Source organism: Chimaeribacter coloradensis, from assembly GCF_002858715.1.
GTDB lineage: Bacteria > Pseudomonadota > Gammaproteobacteria > Enterobacterales > Enterobacteriaceae > Chimaeribacter > Chimaeribacter coloradensis.
This window is the reverse complement of sequence record NZ_PJZH01000094.1, coordinates 1-352: the sequence shown is the minus strand read 5'-3', so window position 1 is coordinate 352 and position 352 is coordinate 1. Positions and strand designations below refer to the sequence as shown.

The window sequence follows — 352 nt, the reverse complement described above, 5'->3', positions numbered from 1 at the left end:
GCTTCAGTACGACTTTAGCCAGGCCCATCAATGCGCCGGTGTTTCCGGCACTGATGCACCCCTGCGCGTCTCCCTGTTTCACCAGCTCCAGCGCAATACGCATAGAGCTGCCGCGACTGGCACGGATCGCCTGCGCCGGTTTGGCGTCATTGGCAATCACCGATTCAGCAGGGATTACCCGCAAGCGCGTCATAACAGACGGATCGGTTCGGTTCAGGTAAGGCGAGATCGCGTCGGGATCACCGACTAAAAGAAGATTGAGCTCTGGATTGGAGGCCAGTGCCTGCAATGAAGCAGGCACTGTGACGGACGGACCGAAGTCCCCGCCCATTACATCTAACGCAAGGGTCAG

At 58.5% G+C, this 352-nt stretch carries 1 pseudogene; it reads right to left on the bottom strand.

Features of this window, described 5'->3' with window-relative positions:
* Positions 1 to 352, bottom strand: a pseudogene (locus CYR32_RS21295) (phosphate acyltransferase PlsX); the annotation flags it as partial.